This window comes from Lysobacter hankyongensis (assembly GCF_039543145.1).
In the GTDB taxonomy this organism is placed as follows: domain Bacteria; phylum Pseudomonadota; class Gammaproteobacteria; order Xanthomonadales; family Xanthomonadaceae; genus Lysobacter_I; species Lysobacter_I hankyongensis.
Genome location: NZ_BAABJE010000007.1, coordinates 176,995 through 194,245 on the forward strand (window position 1 = coordinate 176,995; position 17,251 = coordinate 194,245).

15 protein-coding genes are annotated in these 17,251 nt (G+C 64.2%); 8 read left to right on the forward strand and 7 right to left on the reverse strand.

The annotated features are described in order from the left end of the window. The first annotated feature begins 31 nt into the window (after window positions 1-31). A complete protein-coding gene (locus tag ABD974_RS08940) occupies window positions 32-505 on the forward strand; it encodes a cell wall hydrolase (RefSeq protein ID WP_345302964.1) in 474 nt (157 codons plus the stop codon). 160 nt (window positions 506-665) lie between these two features. Then, on the forward strand, window positions 666-1,277 hold the full coding sequence (locus tag ABD974_RS08945) for a glutathione S-transferase family protein (RefSeq protein WP_345303020.1): 612 nt from the start codon (window positions 666-668) through the stop codon (window positions 1,275-1,277). A 69-nt stretch (window positions 1,278-1,346) separates the two neighbouring features. On the opposite strand, the gene ABD974_RS08950 is transcribed toward ABD974_RS08945, so the two are convergent. The 3 genes from ABD974_RS08950 to prpB form a co-directional block, all read right to left on the reverse strand. Beyond that, the gene (locus ABD974_RS08950) at window positions 1,347-1,823 is read right to left on the reverse strand and encodes a potassium channel family protein (RefSeq protein ID WP_345302965.1); all 477 of its coding nucleotides are present in this window, start codon (window positions 1,821-1,823) and stop codon (window positions 1,347-1,349) included. A gap of 83 nt (window positions 1,824-1,906) precedes the next feature. After that, a complete protein-coding gene (prpC, locus tag ABD974_RS08955) occupies window positions 1,907-3,058 on the reverse strand; it encodes a bifunctional 2-methylcitrate synthase/citrate synthase (protein ID WP_345302966.1) in 1,152 nt (383 codons plus the stop codon). Window positions 3,059-3,089: 31 nt separating this feature from the next. Then, the gene (gene prpB / locus ABD974_RS08960) at window positions 3,090-3,989 is read right to left on the reverse strand and encodes a methylisocitrate lyase (protein ID WP_345302967.1); all 900 of its coding nucleotides are present in this window, start codon (window positions 3,987-3,989) and stop codon (window positions 3,090-3,092) included. Window positions 3,990-4,120: 131 nt separating this feature from the next. Here prpB and ABD974_RS08965 point away from each other — a divergent pair, with 131 nt between their 5' ends. The 3 genes from ABD974_RS08965 to ABD974_RS08975 all read left to right on the forward strand — a co-directional run bounded on the left by ABD974_RS08965 (window position 4,121) and on the right by ABD974_RS08975 (window position 7,589). Next, window positions 4,121-5,323, forward strand: a complete 1,203-nt coding sequence (locus ABD974_RS08965; RefSeq protein ID WP_345302968.1) for a citrate synthase family protein — start codon at window positions 4,121-4,123, stop codon at window positions 5,321-5,323. A gap of 454 nt (window positions 5,324-5,777) precedes the next feature. After that, window positions 5,778-7,055 carry a hypothetical protein gene (locus ABD974_RS08970; RefSeq protein ID WP_345302969.1) on the forward strand — a complete coding sequence of 426 codons (1,278 nt, stop codon included), beginning with the start codon at window positions 5,778-5,780 and terminating at the stop codon, window positions 7,053-7,055. 198 nt (window positions 7,056-7,253) lie between these two features. Then, window positions 7,254-7,589, forward strand: a complete 336-nt coding sequence (locus ABD974_RS08975; RefSeq protein ID WP_345302970.1) for a hypothetical protein — start codon at window positions 7,254-7,256, stop codon at window positions 7,587-7,589. Window positions 7,590-7,790: 201 nt separating this feature from the next. Here the strand turns inward: ABD974_RS08975 and ABD974_RS08980 are convergent, their stop codons facing one another. The 4 genes from ABD974_RS08980 to ABD974_RS08995 all read right to left on the reverse strand — a co-directional run bounded on the left by ABD974_RS08980 (window position 7,791) and on the right by ABD974_RS08995 (window position 14,532). Further along, on the reverse strand, window positions 7,791-9,050 hold the full coding sequence (locus tag ABD974_RS08980) for an FG-GAP repeat domain-containing protein (RefSeq protein WP_345302971.1): 1,260 nt from the start codon (window positions 9,048-9,050) through the stop codon (window positions 7,791-7,793). Between the two features lie 1,018 nt (window positions 9,051-10,068). Continuing rightward, window positions 10,069-11,970: a propionate--CoA ligase gene (prpE, locus tag ABD974_RS08985; RefSeq protein ID WP_345302972.1), complete on the reverse strand. Its 1,902-nt coding sequence runs from the start codon at window positions 11,968-11,970 to the stop codon at window positions 10,069-10,071. Between the two features lie 275 nt (window positions 11,971-12,245). After that, window positions 12,246-13,229: a malate dehydrogenase gene (locus ABD974_RS08990; protein WP_345302973.1), complete on the reverse strand. Its 984-nt coding sequence runs from the start codon at window positions 13,227-13,229 to the stop codon at window positions 12,246-12,248. 97 nt (window positions 13,230-13,326) lie between these two features. Then, entirely contained in the window at window positions 13,327-14,532 is a 1,206-nt protein-coding gene (locus ABD974_RS08995) for a pyridoxal phosphate-dependent aminotransferase (RefSeq protein WP_345302974.1), read from the reverse strand. 160 nt (window positions 14,533-14,692) lie between these two features. Between ABD974_RS08995 and ABD974_RS09000 the strand changes: the two genes are divergently transcribed. Genes ABD974_RS09000 through ABD974_RS09010 form a run of 3 tightly spaced genes read left to right on the forward strand, consistent with a single transcriptional unit; the run spans window position 14,693 to window position 17,219 of the window. After that, complete coding sequence (locus ABD974_RS09000; RefSeq protein WP_345302975.1) at window positions 14,693-15,442, forward strand: hypothetical protein; 750 nt, start codon at window positions 14,693-14,695, stop codon at window positions 15,440-15,442. Between the two features lie 5 nt (window positions 15,443-15,447). Further along, the gene (locus ABD974_RS09005) at window positions 15,448-16,638 is read left to right on the forward strand and encodes a M48 family metalloprotease (RefSeq protein WP_345302976.1); all 1,191 of its coding nucleotides are present in this window, start codon (window positions 15,448-15,450) and stop codon (window positions 16,636-16,638) included. Next, a complete protein-coding gene (locus ABD974_RS09010; RefSeq protein ID WP_345302977.1) occupies window positions 16,635-17,219 on the forward strand; it encodes a hypothetical protein in 585 nt (194 codons plus the stop codon). The genes ABD974_RS09005 and ABD974_RS09010 overlap by 4 nt, the downstream gene beginning before the upstream one ends. Window positions 17,220-17,251: the final 32 nt, after the last annotated feature.

Genomic DNA, 17,251 nt, shown 5'->3' on the forward strand with positions numbered 1-17,251 from the left:
CCGGCCCGAAGCAACGGAGCAAGGAGTCCTCATGAAGCTCGCATGGATCCTCTGGATCGCCTCGGTGTTGCCCCCTCAGGCCGCCGATTCACTGTGTCTCAGCACCACCCTTTATCTCGAAGCGCGCGATCAACCCGTCCGCGGCCAGCAGGCCGTCGCCGAGGTCGCTCTCCGTCGCGAGGACAGCGGGCTGTGGGGCGACTCGATGTGCGAAGTCGTCACCGCCCGCAAACAGTTCGCGCCGACCATCGTGTCGCCGCGGACCCAGCTCGGCAATGCGGAAGCATGGTCGCAGGCGGTCACCATCGCCCTCGACGCGGAACGCAACTGGGCCCTGCCGCCCGGCGAACGCCAGGAGATCGTTCCCGGTGCCAGCCACTTCGCCGCCCTGTCCATCGCCCAGCCAAGCTGGCGCAATGCCTATCAGGTCGCGACCATCGGCGATCACACCTTCCTGAAGGTGCAGTCGTTGAAACCACAGAAAGACAAACCCGTCCGCCGCTGAGCGGCGCGACGGTTTCGATCCGGTATCGAATCTTGCAGGCCGCAGCGATGCGGCTTTCTTTTTTTCCGTCGTCCGGCGCACGACGCTGCGTTCCGGCGGCCGCGGTTGAGGTGCGTGGACGCGGACACCATGATCGGGATCCCTTTCGATGGAATCGATCATGAAGCTCTACTACTCCCCCGGCGCCTGCTCGCTTTCCGACCACATCGTGCTGGAATGGATCGGCCAGCCCTACGAAGCGGTGAAAGTCAGCCGCGAAGAGCGCAGGAAACCCGAATTCCTCGCCATCAATCCCGCCGGCGCGGTGCCGGCGCTCGAGCACGACGGCTGGGTGCTGACCCAGAACTCGGCGATCCTCAACTATCTGGCGGACCTGCACCCCGGCGCCGGCCTCGGCGGCGACGGCAGCGCCAGGAGTCGCGCCGAAGTGAACAAATGGGTCGCGTTCTCCAATTCGGACGTGCATCCGGCATTCCATCCGCTGTTCGGCAGTACCGCCTACCTCGAAGATCCGGCGCTCATCGACAAGAGCAAGGACGCCGCGCGTGCGAAGATCCGCACCCTTTACGAACGTGCCGATGCGCACCTCGCCGACAAGGAATGGTTGGCCGGCAGCCGTTCGGTGGCCGACCCGTACCTGTACGTGACGTATCGCTGGGCGCGCGCGAACGGCGTCGATCTCGGCGGCCTGGACAACCTCGCTGCGTTCGCCTCGCGGATGGAAGCCGACCCCGCGGTGCAGAAGGTGCTGCAGGACGAAGGTCTGGCCTGAGCGACCGCAGCCCGATGCCTCCGGAAGCCGCCTGCGGGCGGCTTCCGTTTGTTGCGCGATGCGGGAGCCTCAGGACTCGTGGCGCCAATAGCGCGACATTTCCAGGTAAGTGAAGGACGCCGACCACGTCACCAGCAGGAAGCCGGTCAACGATTCCATGCCCGACACCAGGCGGATCGCACCGACCGGCGCGAGGTCGCCGAATCCCAGCGTGGTGTAGGTGGTCGCGGAGAGATAAATCGCATCGAACAGATTGTCGAGGCCGTGCTCGCCGTGGACGAAGCCGGCGCCGGGCACCTTCAGCAATCCCCAGAACACCAGGCCGTAGCACCAGATTTCGATGATGTGCAGGCCGAGCAGCGCGAAGATGATGCGCAGCATGACGCCGCGATCGCGCTTCGGCGCGCGCCCCGAATAGCGATGCGCGAGCCAGTGCAGGCCTTCGTAATGGATCACCACCACCAGCGCGGTCACGAAGGCCGCGGTGAAGGCGACGAGCACATGCTCGCCCCATTGCTCGGCGGGAATCAGCCAGGATGTATCCATCGGATCGATGTGCGGAGGCGGAACACGATCCTAGCCTACGGCATGCCGGGGCGTCGCGGACGCCCCGGCGAGGCACCGATCGATCAGCGCTGTTCGATCGACACGTAAGCGCGGTCTTCGGGACCGGTGTAGTTCGCGCTGGGACGGATGATCTTGCCGTCCTCGCGCTGTTCGATCACGTGCGCGCTCCAGCCGGTGGTGCGGGCGATCACGAACAGCGGCGTGAACATCGGGGTCGGGATGCCCATCATGTGATAGGCCGACGCGCTGTACCAGTCGAGGTTCGGGAACATCTTCTTGGTATCCATCATCAGCGTCTCGATGCGTTCGGAGACGTCGAACAGCATCCGGTTGCCGCCGCTTTCGCACAGCGTCTTCGAGATCGCCTTGATGATCGGGTTGCGCGGATCGCCGATGGTGTAGACCGGATGACCGAAGCCGATGACGATCTCCTTGCGCTCCATGCGCGCGCGGATATCGGCTTCGGCTGCATCGGCGCTGTCGTAGCGGCTGATGATGTCCATCGCGACTTCGTTCGCACCGCCGTGCTTCGGCCCGCGCAAGGCGCCAATGGCGCCGGTGATGCACGAATGCAGGTCGCTGCCGGTGCCGGCGATGACGCGCGCGGTGAACGTGCTGGCGTTGAACTCGTGCTCGGCGTAGAGGATCAGCGACTTGTCGAGCGCGTCGGCATGCAGTTGGCTCGGCGGCTCGCCGTGCAGCAGATGCAGGAAGTGCGCGGCGACCGAATCATCGTCGGTTTCGAGATCGATGCGACGGCCGTTGCGGGTGAAATGCCACCAGTACAGCAGCATCGAGCCGAAGCTGGCGATCAGCCGATCGGCGATGTCGCGGGCCTCGCTGGCGGGATGGCCTTCGCGCTCCGGCAGCACCGTGCCCAGCACCGAGCAGCCGGTGCGCATCACGTCCATCGGATGCGCGTTGGCCGGCACCAGTTCCAGCGCCTCCTGGACGATCGCGGGCAGGCCGCGCAGGCGCTTGAGCTTGGTGCGATACGCCTTGAGCTGCGATGCGGTCGGCAGTGCGCCGTGCACCAGCAGGTGCGCGACTTCCTCGAAGGTCGATTTCGTCGCGAGATCGTGGATGTCGTAGCCGCGGTAATGCAGATCGTTGCCGCTGCGGCCGACCGTGCACAGCGCGGTGTTGCCGGCGGCGGTGCCGCTCAGCGCGACGGATTTCTTGGCTTTCGGAAGCACTTGCTGGGAATCGCTCATGGTCCTGTCCTTTCGTCTTGTGTCTTCTGCGTCATTTCTTCGCGGCGAACAGCGCGTCGAGCTTCTGTTCGAAGGCGTGATAGCCGATGCGGTCGTAGAGTTCCTCGCGGGTCTGCATCGTGTCGACGACGGCCTGCTGGTGGCCGTCGCGGCGGATCGCCTGATAGACATTCTCCGCGGCCTTGTTCATGGCGCGGAACGCGGACAGCGGGAACAACTGGATGGCGACACCGGCCGAAGCCAGTTCGTCGCGGCTGAACAGCGGGGTCTTGCCGAATTCGGTGATGTTGGCCAGCACCGGCACCTTCACCGCATCGACGAAGCGTCGGTAGGTCGGCAGGTCGTAGGCGGCCTCGGCGAAGATGCCGTCGGCGCCGGCCTCGACGCAGGCGATGGCGCGTTCGATCGCCGCGTCCACGCCGTCGACCTGGATCGCATCGGTGCGCGCGATCAGGAAGAAGTCCGGATCGGTCTTCGCATCCGCCGCGGCCTTCACGCGATCGACCATCTCGCCCTGCGACACGATCTCCTTGCCGGGACGATGGCCGCAACGCTTGGCGCCGACCTGGTCCTCGATGTGGCAGGCGGCGGCGCCGGCCTTGATCAGCGACTTGATCGTGCGCTCGATGTTGAAGGCGCTGGGGCCGAAGCCGGTATCGATATCGACCAGCAGCGGCAGGTCGCAGACATCGGTGATGCGGCGGGTGTCGATCAGCACGTCCTCGAGCGTGTTGATGCCGAGGTCGGGCATGCCGAGCGAGCCGGCAGCGACGCCGCCGCCCGAGAGATAGATCGCGCGGTAGCCGGCGCGTTTCGCCAGCAAGGCGTGGTTGGCGTTGATCGCGCCGATCACCTGCAACGGCGACTCTTCGGCGAGCGCGGCGCGGAACATCGCTCCGGAAGAGCGTGCGCCGGCGGAAAGCTGGGTCATGGTCGGAACTCCTGGTCGTCCACGGGTCCGGACAGCGGCGGCGTTCGAGATCGTACGCCCCGCCCGGGGCCGCAAATCTGGCACCATCCCGAGGGTTGATCAATCTTGATCGAACCAATCAATCTGTCGCCATGGCCGACCTGCTGACCGCCCGCGAAACCTGCCGCCTGCTCGGCATCAGCCAGGCGACCCTGTATGCCTACGTCAGCCGCGGCCTGCTCGAATCCCGCCCCGGCCCCGACCACCGCACCCGGCTGTATCCGCGGCTCGACGTGGAGCGGCTGGCGCAGCGCAAGCAGGTCGGCCGCAGCGCCGCCGCGGCCGCCGCGCACAGCCTCGACCGCGGCCTGCCGGTGCTGGAAACGCGGATCTCGCTGATCCGGCCCGACGGCCCGTATTACCGCGGCCGCTCCGCGATCGCCGCGGTGCGCGACGGCGCGACGCTGGAGGACGCGGCGCGCCTGCTCTGGGACTGCGGCGAGCACGATCCGTTCGCCGCGCTGCAGGGCGGCGACTGGCCGGCGCATGTCGCCGCCATCGCGGCAGACACATCACTGCCGCCGCTGGAACGCGCGATGGCCGCGATCCCGCTGCTCGCGCTGGGCACGCGCGGCGCGCTGAATTCCACGGCGCGCGCGCGTCACGAGATCGCCGCCACCCTGCTCCGCCAGAACGCCGCACTGCTGGTCGGCCGCCCGCCGCCGGCCGGGCCGACGCATGCGCTGCTGGGCGACGTCTGGAAACCCGGCGACGCCGGTTTCGCCGATCTCGTCCGCGCCGCGCTGGTGCTGTGCGCGGACCACGAGCTCAACGTCTCCGCCTTCGCCGCGCGCGTGGTCGCCTCCACCGGCGCACATCTGCATGCGACCGTGTGCGCGGGCCTCGCCGCGCTCTCCGGCCCGCGCCACGGCGGCGCCACCGCGCGCGCCTACGCATTGATCGCCGACGCCCGCGAGGCCGCATCGCCGCGCGATTTCATCGAAACCCGACTGCAGCGTGGCGACGACCTCCCCGGCTTCGGCCACGCCCTCTACCCGCACGGCGACCCACGCGCCGCCGAACTGCTGACACGCCTGCGCGCACAGCACGCCGACGCACCCGCGATGCGCGCACTCGACGCCATCATCACCGCGACCGAAGACGTCAGCGGACAGCACCCGAACATCGACTTCATGCTCGCCGCGATCTGCCACGCCAATGCATTGCCGGCGACGCCGGCGCTGGTGATGTTCGCTGCGGGGCGGCTCGCGGGGTGGCTCGCGCATGCGCTGGAACAGCAGGCGGAGGGGAAATTGATTCGGCCGAGGGCGAGGTATCGGGGGGTGGAGCCTTGATTGGCTGCGGCAGCGGAACCTGTCGCTTCTGACAGGTGCAATTACAGAGGAATTGCGATCACCTTCCGCAGATTAAAATTGCGAAAAATCTATTTCATAGCCACGGATTAGCCGCAAGAAGGCTGGATCGCCTTACCAGCAACGAGCCTCGAAAATTTTCTCTCATTTTCGGTCAATGCTTTTCGGATTTGACTGTGGGGCACTGCTTGATAATTACGTCACGCCCCTCCTGACAGGAAACATCAAGACCCAAATTCCGCATTCACAGCAACTCATGACGGCGACTGCCACCGAAAGTCCTGTCGACACCATTTTTGCAGTTCGATCCTCTCGGTTAATCGGTTTTGAGACTGCTGCAATCTCGATGTTATGCTCCAAATCTGTGTCAATCGCGTTTAGGCCTTGCAAAGCAATCCTATTCTCACAAAAGAGCCAAAAATTTCAGGAGTCATGTATGCCCGAGGCGACTCACCGCGCGGCCGATGTCTATGGAATCGGCCGAGAGCTACCCCTCAACTATGTCTCTCGCAAGGAGGTGGACGAATACTTCGTCGCCAATCTCACGCGCGACAAACATGTCATCATCTACGGAAGCTCAAAGCAGGGCAAGACTTCGCTTCGCAAGAGCCGCCTTCAGGATAACGATTACATCGTAATTCACTGCTCAAACAAATGGAGTATCGCTGATCTCCACGCCGCAATTCTGAAGAAAGTCGGCTACGAAGTCACACAAGCAAACACCAAGACGACCACTGGACGGAACAAGATATCCGCCGGCTTCACCGCGACCCTTCAAGTCGTAGGCATTAACCTTGGCGGCGAGAAAGAAAAAGAGATAGCAGACTCAAAAACAACTGCGCCCCTAGAACTCGACCCGGAAGACGTAAACGACATCATTGGTGCACTTTCCGGTTTCAAAAAATACATCGTCCTCGAAGACTTTCACTACCTATCAATTGAAACCCAGAAAGACTTCTCCGTTGCGCTCAAGGCGTTCCACGAACAGTCTGCAATTTGCTTCATCATTGTTGGGGTTTGGCTCGAAGAGGGAAGACTGACCGTTTATAACGGAGATCTAACGGGGAGAATAGTTGGTGTCAACGCAGACAAATGGACGAAGGAAGAACTATACGAAGTCATATCTTCAGGAGAAGCCCTGCTTAACATAGAATTTTCGCAAGCATTCAAGGATGCAGTCATCGCTGGCAGTCTGGATAGTGTTTACATCGTCCAGGAAGCTTGCCATCAGGCATGCGTAGCCAAAGCCATCCATTTCACGCAAGACAATCAGCTTTCAGAAGTAGGCTCAGATCTTGATGTGCCTTCGATTATCCGACAAGTAGTGAATCAGCAGACTGGAAGATACAACTCTTTCATCACGCTATTTGCAAGCGGATTTCAGGAAACGGCTCTTCAAATGTATAAGTGGCTTCTATATCCCGTGCTTACGTCTGATACGAAAACACTTGAGACTGGTCTGACTTACCGTTCAATGCGTGACATCCTGAGGCAGCACCACCCTGAAGGCGCCGCCCTGAATATAGGAAACCTCACGCAGGCACTTCAATCCACTGCATCGCTTCAAGTTAAGAAGGATATTAAGCCAATTGTTCTTGATTACGACCAAACCAACTTGAAGCTGAATGTTGTCGATCGTGGCTTCCTCATTTGGCTGGCGAATCAAGATCGCAAGGACCTACTCGAACTGGCAGACTTACCTTTGCCGGCGTGAATAACTTGCAAACCACAATTTAATCGTGAAGACAGCAAGCTGGGCATCGACGTAGCTACAGCAAGTAGCAAGGACCGTAGGCTGGGTCATCGACCCAGCGACAGGAAAAAATCGTAGCTGGGTCGATGACCCAGCCTACGCAAAGTGGCGATAGTGAACTCAAGCGTTGTACGGACACAACCAATTACCGGGGGATGGATGTTCAGATTTTTGACGTTTTGCCTAAAGCTCTCCATCTACACGGGAGCGCTGCTCACAGTCATTTCCGGCGCGGCAATCGGTCCGGAGATCATGACGGAATTGGGCTTCCCGGACGTGCTGGAGGGAGTCGCATACGGCCTCGGCGCGGTGATCGGCATTTTCTCTGCGTCGATCCTCTTCGGCATGCCCATCGTGCTTCTCAACATCAACGCGAATCTCGCACAGGCCGTCGATTTGCTGAAAACGATGCAGCCTGGCAAATCACCCGGAATCATCGAGGCTGTCGCCCCCGTTTTCGTTGATCATGCATTGGACGCGTTGGAGTCCGAGTAAAAACCCGCAAGAGCTTCGTAAGGCCGCAAGTCGCATACGCAGGGCGCATAAGCGAAGCGTCATGCGCCGTTTGAGTCTCCAACGTCGGTAACGTGCAACGGCGCATGACGCCTTCGGCACATGCGCCCTACGGGCTAAAATACTGCGGCAGCCAATCCATTTTCAGGAATTCGCGAGCGCAGGGGCGAGACTCAGCCAACATCAAGGGCGTCCGTTGCGAAAAAGCGCGCCGGCGCGTCGTGGCAACGCCTGTTCGACGTTGACACCCGGATTGTCGTCGTACCGATCGACGACCTGAGATGCGAAGCCCGCCGCTTCGAGCCTCGAACTCTGCACCACACCTGCCGGAAAGCGGCAATTGGCGATGCGTGGACGGGGACAGCCTCTGCCGTAAAGCAGCACGGGGGACTGGCTCGTTCGGGCGATCACCAGATCGCCGCACCCGTCGCGATTGAGGTCACCCGCCGCAAAGTAGTAAAGACGACCCTGGAATTGATAGGCGTTGACGAGGGTCTCGGGGGTGAAACCGGTGCCCGTCTGCAGGTAGTACCCGATATAGCCCCATCCGCTGTGCCCCATCGCCACATCGGTCCGACCATCACGATCGAGATCCGCCGCGATGAGGGTCCCGGCGCCGCGTTCCCTCGGGATGGCGACGCTCGGCGCTAGATTGCCCTGCGCATCCTGGAGATAGAGGTGAAGGCTTGCGCTGTCCTTCGCTTCGTCCAGCACGAGGTCGCCGCGACCGTCTGCGTTGAAATCACCGACGGTGAGCGACGACGTGTGATTGGCATCCTGCGGCCGCGACAATACGATCGGCGCGGCGTATCCGCCCGATGCGAGCGCCGGGTAGATCCGGAATTCCTGCAGTGGCCGATTGAAGATCGTGGCGAGAATGAGATCGTCGAGACCATCGCCGGTGACATCGCCAGTCGTGCGCACCGCGGACGCGGGCAACGGCAGCGTCGATGTTCCTGCGATACCGCCAAGGCCATCGCCATGCACGACGGTGGCCGACGCGTCACTGGAATCGACGAGAATGTCTAGGCGACCGTCGCGATCGACATCGGTCACGCTGAAATCCGCGGGATCGCCGGCCACGGCCGTGCTCGACGCGAATGTGCCATCGCCGTTCGAGCGCAGCAACAACACGCCATCTCGGGTGGTGGTCACGATGTCGGCCCTGCCGTTGCGGTCAAGGTCGGCGGTCGCGATCTGGTAGGCGAAAGTGTCGTTCGACTCCGCGATCCTGACCGCCGCATCGAGGCGACCATCGCTGCGCTGGTAGGCGACGTAGATCTCCATGCGGCTATCCGCCGGATTGGGGGTAGAGCGCAGGGACAGGAACGCGATGTCGTCCCGCCCATCGCCGGAGACATCCCCCACGGCGACGGAAAGCGCTCCCGCGGCTGCGGGATCGGAGAGGAATTCCGGCGCCGACATCGAGTAGGACGACTGCACCAGGGAGACCGCTGAGATCGACGGAGAGGTGACGCCGACGACACTCTGCGACGCTGGGCCAGACGTCGCACCTGCAGGCGAATGGACGTCGGACGTCGCTGCTGACCGCAGGCGTGCGATAGGCATCGCGGCTGTGGGAACGCTGGCCCGGGGGATGGGGGGGCGGCGGACGAGGTCAACCATCCCCTGCGAGGCCCACAGCAGACCAGCGCACACACCGCTGGCCGCGATCGCCGACACCACGCCCGTTCGCCTATTCATGTCTTCTCCCGCGCCGTCCGCCCTGAGTATATCGACCGGCATGCAGGAACGTCAGGGCCGTAGGCTGGGTCATCGATCCAGCGACAGAGAGAGAATCGGAGCTGGGTCGATGACCCAGCCTACTCGACTCAAGCCTGAGGTATCCCCACGAATTTTCCATGAGACGCAGTAATTTCTCAGTTCCGACGGCATTCGTGAGCCGGTTCTGGTCTTGATCTTCCGGGGCCCCTGGTCGCGACGGGTTTCGTGGATCAGGCCCAACGGGCGCGCGGCAGGACGCCGCGCGTTTTTCGACAGGACACGGACGTCCTGTCGAAAAACCCCGCGAAACCCGTGGACCCGGCGCAACGCGCCGGGCGCGACCGACGGGGTGTGCTTTCTTTTGGTTATCTTTTCTTTGCACAAGCAAAGAAAAGTGACTCGCTCGCGGCAGCGAGCGAAACCAAGGCCATGCGGCAGATCGTTCCGTTAGCCTGCGTAGCGAGTTGGATTCGAATCGATCACAAACAGGTCCCTCGCCTGCGGCTCGGGATGACAGTCGTATCAGAATGATCGTAACCCGATGATCTACTGAGCGAAAAAGTGGGGATACCTCAGGCTCAAGCCCGCCGCGATGTTGACTTGCATCGTCACAAACAGCCGACGATCACATCCCGATCATCGCCGACAACAACGGATACGTCCCGAAGGCGGGCTTGAGCCCGCCCTACGATTCGCGATTCGGCCAAATCGCGTGGGCTGGATACGGTCGCGCGGCTCAGCCCCCGAATTCCGGCCCCCGCTGCAGCGCCCGCTTCACATCCTCCAACGCATTCGGATCATCCAGCGTCGAGAGATCGCCCGGGTCACCGCCCTGCGCTAGGGCGAGCAGCGAGCGGCGCAGGAGTTTGCCGGAGCGGGTTTTCGGCAGTGCGTTGACGATGTAGATCCGCGCGGGGCGGGCGACGGCGCCGAGGCTGTGTTCGACCTGCTTGCGCATGCTGTCGGCGGCGTCGATGCGCACCTGCGCTTCGCCCGTCGCCTGGCGCAGGGTCGCGAACACCACCGGCACCTGTCCTTTCAGTTCGTCGGCGACGCCGACGACCGCGGCTTCGGCGACGACCGGGCAGCTCGACACCGATTCCTCGATCTCGCGCGTACCCAGGCGATGGCCGGCGACGTTGATCACGTCGTCGGTGCGGCCGAGGATGAAGGTATAGCCCTCCTCGTCGCGGATCGCCCAGTCCAGCGAGCTGTAGAGCAGCCCCTTGAAGTGACCGAAATAGCTGCGCAGGAAGCGCGCGTCGTCGTTCCACAGCGTGGTCATGCAGCCCGGTGGCAACGGCGGTTCGATCACCAGCACGCCCTTCTCGCCGGCGCCGACTTCCTCGCCGGTGGATTCGTGGATGATCTTGGTGCGGTAGCCGAGATTCGGAAAACCGGGCGAGCCGAACTTCACCGGCTTCATGTCCAGGCCCGGCAGCAGCGCCAGCACCGGCCAGCCGGTTTCGGTCTGCCAGTAGTTGTCGATGACCGGCTTCCCCAGCGCATCGGTGATCCAGTGCGCGGTGGGTTCGTCCAGCGGTTCGCCGGCGAGAAAGAGATACTGCAGCGACGACAGATCGTGGCGTCGGATGTAATCGACGTCGTGCTTCTTCAGCACGCGCGCGGCGGTCGGCGACGAGAACATCGTGCGCACGCCGTACTTTTCGCACAGCGACCACCAGATGCCGGGGTCGGGATTCACCGGCAGGCCTTCGTACAGCAGCGAGGTCGCGCCGACGATCAGCGGGCCGTAGACGTTGTAGGAATGGCCGACCGCCCAGCCCACGTCGGACGTGGAGAACATCACCTGCCCGGGGCCGACATCGAACACCGTGCGCATCGACAGCGCCATCGCCACCGCATGGCCGCCGACATCGCGCTGCACGCCCTTGGGCTTGCCGGTGGTGCCGGAGGTGTAGAGCAGATAGCTGGGCGCGTTCGATTCCAGCCATTCGACCGGCACCTGCGCATCGCCGACGGCGGCGCGCAGGGTCGCGTAGTCCTCGTCGCGGCCGGCGACCTTCGGCTCGGCGGCATCGAGACCGCGCGAGACGATCAGCACCTTCGCCGGCGGCGAAGCGGCTTCGGCGCAGGCGGCGTCGACCAGCGGCTTGTACGGAATCACCTTGCCGCCGCGCATGCCGGCATCGGCGGCGATCAGCAGCTTGGGCGTGGCATCATCGATGCGCAGCGCGAGGTTGTGCGCGGCGAATCCGCCGAACACGACCGAATGGATCGCGCCGATGCGCGCGCAGGCCAGCATCGCGAACACCGCTTCGGCCATGTTCGGCATGTAGATCACGACGCGATCGCCGCAGCTCACGTCCAGCCGCTGCAGCACCGCGGCGAAGGCGTTCACTTCGCGATGCAGTTCGCGATAGGTGATCTCGCGGACGAGATTCGTTTCGGTGGAGATCGCGACCAGCGCGAGCTGATCGCCGCGCGCGTCCAGATGCCGATCGACGGCGTTGTAACAGAGATTGGTCAGCCCGCCGACGAACCACGACCGGAACGGCGGGTTGTCGTAGTCGAGGATCTTCGCCGGCGGCACATGCCAGTGGATGGCCTTCGCCTGCTCCGCCCAGAACCCTTCGGGGTCTTCGATCGAGCGGCGGTATTCGTCTTCGTAGCGCATGCGCCCTCCCGCGTATCACGCAATGGAGGGAGCTTAGTCTTCCGCGCCGGGACCGGCCTTCAGACCTTGGTCGCAGGCGGTGTTTCGTGAAGCCGCACCATGCTCGGTAGAGCGGCCTTCAGGCCGCTGTCTTTGTCGGAATTCACGAAGAAGAAGCAGCGGCCTGAAGGCCGCTCTACCGGAGCGGGAAGTCTCCAACGAAAAATGCCAGCCGGCATGAGCCGACTGGCATTCGGGCGATCTTGCCAAAAGCGAGGGAAACCCCGCGACCGGAATTACAGCAGATGCGCCACGCCGGCGCGCTCTTCTTCCAGTTCGGCCAGGGTCTTGTCCATCGCCGCGCGGCTGAAGTCGTCGACCGGCAGGCCTTCGATGCGGGTGTATTCGCCGTTGGCGCAGGTCACCGGCACGCCGTACATCACGCCTTCCGGAATGCCGTAGCTGCCGTCGGACGGCACGCCCATGGTCACCCACTTGCCGTCGGTGCCCAGCGCCCAGTCGCGCATGTGGTCGATGGCGGCGTTGGCGGCCGACGCGGCGGACGACAGGCCGCGGGCTTCGATGATGGCGGCGCCGCGCTTGCCGACCTTCGGGATGAAGTCGTTGGCGTTCCAGTCGGCGTCGTTGATCTTGTCCTTCAGCGATTCGCCGTTGACGGTGGCGAAGCGGTAGTCCGGATACATGGTCGGGCTGTGGTTGCCCCACACGACCAGCTTCTCGATGTCGGCGACGGCCACGCCGGCCTTGCCGGCGAGCTGCGACAGCGCGCGGTTGTGATCGAGGCGCAGCATCGCGGTGAAATTCTTCGCCGGCAGGTCCGGGGCGGACTTCATGGCGATGTAGGCGTTGGTGTTGGCCGGATTGCCGACCACCAGCACCTTCACGTCGCGCGAGGCGACGTCGTTCAGCGCCTTGCCCTGCACGGTGAAGATCTCGGCGTTCTTCAGCAGCAGGTCCTTGCGCTCCATACCCGGGCCGCGCGGCATCGCGCCGACCAGCAGGGCGTAGTCGGCGTCCTTGAACGCGACCTTCGGATCATCGGTGCCGACCATGCCGGCGAGCAGCGGGAACGCGCAGTCTTCCAGCTCCATCATCACGCCCTTCAGCGCGGCCTGGGCCTTGTCCAGCGGCAGTTCCAGCATCTGCAGGATCACCGGCTGGTCCTTGCCCAGCATTTCGCCCGAGGCGATGCGGAACAGCAGGGCGTAACCGATCTGGCCGGCTGCGCCGGTGACGGCGACTCGGACGGGTTGTTTCATGACGGAACTCCGGAGGGATGACGAGTGACGAAAGAGAGGAAGTTCGACCGGACCGGAGACGAAGGGCAATTCGACTTTCGTCTCCGGCAGTCCGGCCTCAGTGCAGTTCGGCGAAGAATTCCTGGATCCGCGCCAGGCCGGGCGCCAGCTGCGGCGTCGGGCAGGTGTAGCTGATGCGCAGCGCGCGCGGCTCGCCGAAGGCCGAGCCCGGCACGCAGGCCACGCCCTTGGCGTCGAGCAGCGCGTTGCACAGATCGACGTCGTTGGCGATGGCCAACCCGGTCGGGCCGTGGGTCTTGCCGAAGTAGGCGCTCACGTCCGGGAACACGTAGAACGCGCCCTGCGGTTTCGGGCAGACGATGCCCGGGATCGCGGCGAACGTGGCCATCACCTGATCGCGCTTGGCCTGGAACTCGGCGTTCTTCTGCGTCGGCACGTCCTGCGGGCCGGTCAGCGCGGCGATCGCCGCGGCCGTGGTCAGTTCGGGGATGTTGGTGATGTGGTTCGAGTTCATCGTCACCACCGCGGCCGCCACCGCTTCCGGGCCGGCCATGAAGCCCACGCGCCAGCCGGGCATGCCGTAGGTTTTCGACAGCGAATCGAGGAAGATCGTGCGGTCGCGCAGTTCCGGACGGAACTGGACGAAGTTGTGATAACCGATGCCGTCGAACACCATGCGGTTGTAGATGTCGTCGGTGATGATCCAGGTGTCCGGATGCTTCGCGACCACGTCGGCCAGCGCGGCGATCTCGTCCTTCGTGTACACCATGCCGGTGGGATTGGACGGGTTGTTGAACAGAAAGACTTTCGGCTTCTTCGCCAGCGCGGCATCGAGCTGCGCGGGCGTGAGCTTGTAGTCCTGTTCCGGCGGGCAAGGCAGCAGATCGATTTTCGCATCGACGATTTCGGCGATGTCGAGATAGCTCGTCCAGTACGGCGTCGGAAACGCGATGGTGTCGCCTTCGTCGAGCAGCACCTCGGCCAGGTTGTAGATCACGTGCTTGGCGCCGATGCCGGTGGCGATGTTCGCGCGGGTGTAGCCGGTCAGCCCGATCGCTTCCATATGTTTCATGAACGCGTCCAGCAGGGCGTCCGCGCCGCGGTTGCTGCCGTACTGACCCGAATCCTTGTTCAGCGCTTCACGCACCGCGTCGTACACATGCGGACCCGGCAGGAAATTCGGGACGCCGATCGAGAAACTGATGATGTCGCGGCCTTCGGCCTTGAGGCGCTTGGCCTTTTCGGCGACGACCATGATCGCGCTGGGCTTGGCGCGACCGACGCGCCGGGCAAGTTGGGGCATGGGGGTTTGACCTGCGGAAGGTTTGGACTATTGTAGCCGCGCGGGTTCCGGACCGCAGCAGGGCCCGCATGCAAAGCGGTCCTTCGCGGCCGCCACCGCATCATCCACGGCACGACGACCGGACAAAGACCGGGCAAAGACCGGAAAGGGGACACGCCGCGTGAACACTCGTTTCTTCGCCTTCGCGACGCTGATCGCGCTCGCCCTCGGCGCCACCTCCGCCACCGCGGCCACCCGGGCCCGCGTCGCCACCGACGACAGCGGCAACCAGGTGAAGATCGACGGCAACATGGTGCTGGTCGAACCCGACATCGAGCTGTATCTGTTGACCGCCGGCGGCCTGACCGAGCCGCGCAAGGAATGGTCCGACGCCGCGCGCCGGCTCTACCCGGCCGAAGTGCACGCCCAGTTGCAGGGCAAGAGTGTGGTGCTGGTGCCGGACTACGACATCCCCGACGGCCTCGACCCCACGTCGCAGCTCGGCCAGATCATCCGCCTGAACCAGGCGGTGGCGGTCAGCATCAGCCAATACTCCGTCCCCGGCAGCGTGCTGGCGACCAAAAAGGACGCCAAAGGCAAACCGCGGATGGACTGGAGCCTCGGTCCGGGCGTGTCTGCCCTCCGCGAGCAGACCGGGGCCGACTACGCCCTTTTCACCTACGTCCGCGACAGCTACGCCAGCGGCGGCCGCACCGCGCTGCGCGTGTTCGGCCTGCTGATGGGCGCGGCGATGGGCACCGGCCTGGATATCGGCGGCGGCGTGCAGCTCGGCGTGGCCACCGTGGTCGACCTGCGCACCGGCCAGGTGGTCTGGTACAACCTGCTCGCCAACCAGTCGGGCGATCTGCGCGACCAGAAGGGCGCGGCCAAGACCGTGCAGCAGATGCTGCAGAAACTCCCGGTGAAGTGATCGCCATGCGCGGCTTCCGTCGATCCTCGATCCGCACCGCGCTCGCGACCGCAGCGCTGACGGCAATGGTCACCGGCATCGCCGGCGCCGCCACGCTGCCGCACATCCAGCCCGGCGAACGGCCGGCCGTCGGCTCGGTCGAGGCCGAGCTGTGGTACGGCATGGACCAGGCGGAGAAAGAGATCCGCCAGTCGCCGCAGATCGTCCGCGATCCGGAACTGCAGCGTTACGTCGAACGCGTGACCTGCAAGGTCACCGGCGAGTACTGCAAGGATCTGCGCGTGTACATCGTCGATGTGCCGGTGTTCAACGCGTCGATGGCGCCGAACGGCGTGACCCTGATCTTCAGCGGCGCGCTGCTGCGGATGCGCGACGAATCCGAACTCGCCGTGGTCCTCGGCCACGAATTCGCGCACTACAAGGCGCGGCATTCGCTGGAGGGCTGGCAGACCGCGAAGCGCACCACCGCGTTCCTCAACACCTTCGCCCTGGTCACCCTGGGCGTGGGCGTGCCGATCGCCGGCGACCTCGCCTATCTCGGCGGCATTTCCGGTCTCTACAAACAATCCCGCGACAACGAACGCGAAGCCGACAGCCTCGGCTTCGCCAGCGCGGTCGCGCAGGGCTACGACCCGCAGGGCGGCGTGCGCGTCTGGGAACGCCTGCGCCGCGAAGAGAAGGCCGACCGCACGCACAAGGATCGCGCGGTGTTCGCCAGCCATCCGCAGAGCGCGGAGCGCATCATCGACATCAGTGCCGCCGCGGCCAAGGTCAGCGTCGCCGATCCGCAGACCTACACGGCCGAATATCGCGCCGCGATCAAACCGTTCCTGCAGCGCTGGATGGACAGCGAGCTGTCGCGCCGCACCTACGACACCAGCATCCAGGTGTTCTCGGAACTGAAGCAGGACGCCGCGCCGGACACCGCCGCGCTCGCCACGTTCTATCTCGCCGAGGCGCACCGTCGACGCAACAAGAACGACGACATGACCCGCGCGGGACAGCTCTATGCGGAAGCATTGACGCTGCCCGAACCGCCGGCGGCGGCGTGGCGCGAACAGGGCATGCTGCTGCGCACGCAGGGCGATGCCGCGGGCGCCGCCAACGCGCTGCGCACCTATCTGCAGACCGCGCCCGATGCGGCCGACGCCGCGCTGATCAAACACTATCTGACCAAGCTGGAGCCCACCCCATGACGCTGCGCCCGCTGAAATGGCTGCTGCCCGTCGCGCTCGCCCTGCTGCTCACCGCCTGCGCCTCGGCCGGCGGCAAGCTGCAGACCAGGGGCGACGTGACCACGTTCGACATGACCATGACCACGTCGCTGGACTGGGCGCGGATCAAGTCCCGCCGCAACGAGCTGTGGACCATCGACGGCGTCGCGCTGAACCGCCTGATCATCTTCTCGAAGATCAAGCCCGGCGAACACGTGTTCCAGATGGTGCGCGAGCGCAAATCGCGCCCGGACGGCCCGTGGTATCGCGCCGGCATGCGTCTGGACGAACAGCAGAAACTGGTGGCCGACGGTTTCGCCGACCAGCAGTGGGTCGGCATCCAGACCTCGAACCTGCGTCCGCACACCTTCGGCACCGTGGAAGGCATCCGCTTCGACGTGGAGATGACCAATCCCGACGGCCTGATCTACAAGGGCACCGCCGCCGTCGCCGAGCGCAACAACCTGCTCAACGTGCTGGTGTGGATCGCACCGAAAGAGTATTACCACGGCCGCGACGTGGCCGCGGTCGAGACGATGCTGGACGGCATGCGGTTCAAATGACCCGCGATCGCTGACCGGCGCGGTCGCGCCGA

Excerpts from the sequence above, each read along its gene's own strand:
- ABD974_RS08940 (WP_345302964.1), top strand. The coding sequence starts at position 32 with ATGAAGCTCGCATGGATCCTCTGGATCGCCTCGGTGTTGCCCCCTCAG.
- ABD974_RS08945 (WP_345303020.1), top strand. The coding sequence starts at position 666 with ATGAAGCTCTACTACTCCCCCGGCGCCTGCTCGCTTTCCGACCACATC.
- ABD974_RS08950 (WP_345302965.1), bottom strand. The coding sequence starts at position 1,823 with ATGGATACATCCTGGCTGATTCCCGCCGAGCAATGGGGCGAGCATGTG.
- prpC (WP_345302966.1), bottom strand. The coding sequence starts at position 3,058 with ATGAGCGATTCCCAGCAAGTGCTTCCGAAAGCCAAGAAATCCGTCGCG.
- prpB (WP_345302967.1), bottom strand. The coding sequence starts at position 3,989 with ATGACCCAGCTTTCCGCCGGCGCACGCTCTTCCGGAGCGATGTTCCGC.
- ABD974_RS08965 (WP_345302968.1), top strand. The coding sequence starts at position 4,121 with ATGGCCGACCTGCTGACCGCCCGCGAAACCTGCCGCCTGCTCGGCATC.
- ABD974_RS08970 (WP_345302969.1), top strand. The coding sequence starts at position 5,778 with ATGCCCGAGGCGACTCACCGCGCGGCCGATGTCTATGGAATCGGCCGA.
- ABD974_RS08975 (WP_345302970.1), top strand. The coding sequence starts at position 7,254 with ATGTTCAGATTTTTGACGTTTTGCCTAAAGCTCTCCATCTACACGGGA.
- prpE (WP_345302972.1), bottom strand. The coding sequence starts at position 11,970 with ATGCGCTACGAAGACGAATACCGCCGCTCGATCGAAGACCCCGAAGGG.
- ABD974_RS08990 (WP_345302973.1), bottom strand. The coding sequence starts at position 13,229 with ATGAAACAACCCGTCCGAGTCGCCGTCACCGGCGCAGCCGGCCAGATC.
- ABD974_RS08995 (WP_345302974.1), bottom strand. The coding sequence starts at position 14,532 with ATGCCCCAACTTGCCCGGCGCGTCGGTCGCGCCAAGCCCAGCGCGATC.
- ABD974_RS09005 (WP_345302976.1), top strand. The coding sequence starts at position 15,448 with ATGCGCGGCTTCCGTCGATCCTCGATCCGCACCGCGCTCGCGACCGCA.
- ABD974_RS09010 (WP_345302977.1), top strand. The coding sequence starts at position 16,635 with ATGACGCTGCGCCCGCTGAAATGGCTGCTGCCCGTCGCGCTCGCCCTG.